Genomic DNA, 4,357 nt, shown 5'->3' on the forward strand with positions numbered 1-4,357 from the left:
AACTACCTAATTTTCAGGGAAAAAGTACCTGAATTTTCCCCCCAATCACTCCAATGGTCGGCACTTTTTGAGGGAAAAAAAGTCTAAAAACCTTATCCAACAAGGTTTTTAGATTTATTCAGCAAACCCTATTTAACCCCAGTTCGGGTTACTATAGCTAATTTTTGGCTGTTAGCAATTATAGCTCTCAAAAGGGGGTGGGAATGATGAGATCAAGTTTATTTTCGGTCTGAGGATGACGAAAAGATAATTGTTTAGCGTGTAGGTGTAAACGGTCGGACTGCTTACCATTGTACAAGCGATCGCCTAAAATTCCTATCCCTAATCCCTGTTGACTATGAACACGAATTTGATGGGTTCTTCCCGTGTAGGGAATAAATTCTAGCCGAGAATAATTGCCTTCTTTACCGACAACTTTAAAATAGGTTTGACTAGCTTTCCCCCTTTGCCAGTCCACAGTTTGATAGGGTCGATTTTGCGGATTTCCCCAGAGAGGTAGGTCAATTATGCCTGATTCTCGCTCAATAATTTCTGATAATATAGCTTCGTAGATTTTCTCCACTTCTCGCCGTTGAAATTGTTGGGATAAACAACGATAAATATCTAAACTTTTAGCTAGTAATAATAATCCCGAAGTTTCTCGGTCTAAACGATGAACGGGAATGAGATTTTTTCCCTGACGACGAAAACGATTGACCACAGCATCTTGACTATCTTGATAACGTCCTGCTACCGATAATAATCCCGCGGGTTTATTAATAGCAATTATTCCCTCGTCTTCATAGATAATTTCTAGGGATGAACGTAAACCAGAGAGTAAAAAACCCATGAGAGGTTGACATCTTTCTTGACAAGCGCCATAAAATTCTCCCTGTTTTCTATCTCGATTCGATTCTCCCCACCAAAATTCGGCCATGGCGACAGGTTTTAATCCTTTCATGGCGGCATAATTTAATAATTTCGGGGCGCAACATTCCCCTGTTCCCGTCGGTAACAAATTACTGCCCATCAATTTAGCCAAGGAGAGAGATTGTCCAGAAAAGTTGTTTAAACAGTAGGATTGATACAGCAATTCCTGTAACTGTTTGGAGAGGTTCCTACGCTGTTGCTTAAGTTCAATAATTCTCTGATTGGCTAAGTTTATTTTCTCAATTAAGGGTTTTAAAACTTGTTTTTGTTCCTGTTTTAATTGCTTTCTTTCTCTTTTTTCCTGACGACTGATATTATTTAATTTTTCTAATTCTTCTGGGTTTAAATCTCCTAAATTTCTTAACCTATCTCGTTCCTGTTTATGGTTTTGATGTTGTTGCTGTAAAGCTTGTATTTTACGCTCAAAATTTGCTTGATTGAGTCGATATAAATTATGTTCGGGAATTGATTGTAGGGTAATAATTTCCTGTTTAATTGTTTCTAAAAGTTGCAAAACTCGCTTTTCTTCCCGAATAATTTTTTCTCTCCCCACTAGGGACGGAACCCAGCCGGTAGCTTCTCCCTGTCCAGAAAAAGCTTTTAAAACTTCTATTTCGCCAGCAGCATTTTCTCCTAACAAAATTCCATACATTTTACCTTGAGGATTGGTGATAGTTGTCATCAAATCTTGGGCAATTTTTTCAGCCAAAAGAGTGCGGGGCAAGCGCAATAACTCGCCCGTTTCGGGACAAATTCCTTGATAATAATAAGTAACTTCCTTCACTCTTTAAGAACAGGAAAAGGGGCCAGAGATACCCCTAAGAAAAACAATTGGCAAAGAAATCAATAGTTTCCTGTAAAGCGACAATAAAGCGATCGATTTCTTCTGGGGTATTATAAAAATATAGACTTGCCCGCGCGCTGCCAGAAGCATCAAAAAAGCGGTGTAGAGGTTGGGTACAGTGATGACCGGAGCGAATAGCGATTCCTTCGTGGTCTAATAAAGTGGCTAAATCACTGGCATGAATCCCTTCCACATTAAAGGCGGCTAAACTAGCCCGACCCTGGCCCGTTAAACTAGGTGATGGCCCGTAAATTCTTAAACCCTCAATTTCTCCTAATTTTTTGAACAAATGGGCGGTTAATTCTTCTTCGTAGGCATGAATATTATCCATACCTAAACCCATTAAATATTCTACCGCAGCACCGAGAGCAATCGCTTCGCCGATAGCGGGGGTTCCAGCTTCAAATTTGTGGGGCAGTTCGGCACAGGTAAAATGGTCTAAATAGACTTCCGCAATCATTTCGCCACCACCAAAAAAGGGCGGCATTGCCTCTAAAATCGCCTCTTTGCCGTACAAAAATCCAATACCAGTGGGGGCGCACATTTTATGACCACTAGCCACCAACCAATCACAATCTATGAACTGCACATCAATGGCTAAATGGGGGACACTTTGACAGGCATCAATTAATACTTTCGCCCCGACTTGATGGGCAAGGCTGACTATTTCGGCAACGGGATTAATACAGCCTAATGTATTAGAAACATGAAGGACAGCAACTAATTTAGTTTTGTCAGATAACAAGGATTTATATTGTTCTAAATCAAAGCTTTCTTCGCTGGTTAATGGCACATATTTAATCACCGCCCCCGTCTTTTGGCAGACAATTTGCCAGGGGATTAAATTACTGTGGTGTTCCATGACCGAGAGAATAATTTCATCCCCTGCTTTCAGGGTATTTAATGCCCAACTGTAGGCGACTAAATTAATCGCTTCCGTGGCGTTGCGAGTATAGACAATTTCCTGACGAGAAGCGGCATTAATAAACCTAGCCACCTTATCTCTGGCCCCTTCGTAGGCTTCCGTTGCCCGGACACTTAAAGTATGCGCCCCCCGATGCACATTAGCGTTATCTTTTTCGTAATAGTTTCGCAGGGTTTCTAATACTTGAATGGGTTTTTGGGAAGTGGCGGCACTATCGAGATAGATAAGGGGTTTATCGTGTACGGTTTGATGGAGGATAGGGAAATCGGCGCGGACTTTTTGGGCGAGGGTTTTTTCTTGGATAATTGTCATTTTAGTCAGGAGTCAGAGGGGTACTTTGGGCAGGTTGACACCCACCCCGGTAGAGTTATTCCACACTGCGACAGGCGACGCATTGCCCCAATCTTTGGCGGAGGGATTCTAGAGGAATTTTAGCTAAAATCTCGGCCGAGAAAGCATCAATTAACAAACTGCGGGCGGTGTCGGTGCTTAAGCCCCGGCTTTGCAGATAGAATAAATCATCGGCTTCCAGTTGGCTAACGGTTGCCCCGTGGGAACATTTGACGTTATCGGCGGTAATTTGTAATTCGGGTTTGGTGTTGACTCGTGCCTTGTTAGAAATTAACAAATTCCGATTTAACTGGGAGGCGTTGGTTAATTGGGCGGGTTTGGGAACAAACACTTTACCATTAAAGATAGCGTGAGCGCTACCATCAACGATACATTTATGCAGTTGCTTGGTGATGCCGTGGGGATGGTTGAGATAGATGGCGCTGTGGGTATCGGTGGTTTGTTGTCCAGTAATCATGGCTAATCCGTGCAGATTTGTCTCGGTTTGTTCTCCTTTTTGCAGGATATCGAGGTTATGACGGCAGAGTTTAGCTCCTAGATTTATCTCGTTGAGAGTGTAACGGCTATCGCGCCCTTGTTCAATTATCGTGCGTCCGATGTGAAAACCATCTCCCGATTCCCGTTGTACTCTGGTATGGATGACCTCGGCGTTGGCTTCGAGGTAAATTTCTGTGACAGCGTTGGTAAAATAAGAGTAATTTACAGGTAAATCGGAGCAATGTTCGGCTAAAGCCCCGTAATTCTCGATAATATTGACACTAGCTCCTGTTTCCGCCACGATTAGGCTATGGGGCTGATAAAAGCGGGGAATTTCCTCCACAACGGTGATAAATAGGAGATGTATCGGGGTTGTGACGACGGTGTTAGCGGTGACGTGAATTACTGCTACATCGCTTAAGCCAGCTTGGTTGAGTGCGGTAAAAAATTCGGGTGTTTTTTCTTTGCCTAGATAGTTGACAAGAACATCTTTTTGTGCATTGGCGAGATTGCTGACGCTGACACCGGGGGGTAAAGCGGAGATATCGGACAATTCAGGCTGATAAATGCCGTTAACGAAGACTATACGGCTGTTTTTGGCTTCGGGCAGTAAAAAAACAGCTAGGGCATTTTTATCGATTGTAACGGTTTGGGGGACGCGAAAATCGATCGCCCAGAGTTGACTTAAATCGGTGAATTGCCATTCTTCGTCTTTTCTGCCAGGGATGGCTAATTCTTGAGCTTTACTGGCTCCCGATTCTCTTAATTCGAGAATTTTACCGTTATCGATAGTGGGAACCGTTTCTCGCGACAATTTTAACAATAATTCTCCTGATTGTTCAGGTTTCGTG

Annotated in this window: 3 protein-coding genes; all 3 read right to left on the reverse strand. The window is 42.7% G+C overall.

Features of this window, described 5'->3' with window-relative positions:
* Positions 1-187: 187 nt before the first annotated feature.
* Positions 188-1,693 (reverse strand): RluA family pseudouridine synthase, encoded by a 1,506-nt coding sequence (locus PX481_RS22350; RefSeq protein ID WP_002758404.1) that lies wholly within the window; start codon positions 1,691-1,693, stop codon positions 188-190.
* 34 nt (positions 1,694-1,727) lie between these two features.
* Positions 1,728-2,990, reverse strand: coding sequence for a SufS family cysteine desulfurase (locus PX481_RS22355; protein WP_288096118.1), 1,263 nt, complete (start codon positions 2,988-2,990; stop codon positions 1,728-1,730).
* Between the two features lie 55 nt (positions 2,991-3,045).
* The coding region (sufD, locus tag PX481_RS22360) for a Fe-S cluster assembly protein SufD (protein ID WP_288096119.1) at positions 3,046-4,357 on the reverse strand (1,312 nt) is incomplete at its 5' end.

The organism is Microcystis sp. M53603_WE2 (assembly GCF_030065435.1).

Bases quoted from the DNA above. Each gene is read 5' to 3' on its own strand.
- PX481_RS22355 (WP_288096118.1), bottom strand. From the start codon at position 2,990: ATGACAATTATCCAAGAAAAAACCCTCGCCCAAAAAGTCCGCGCCGAT.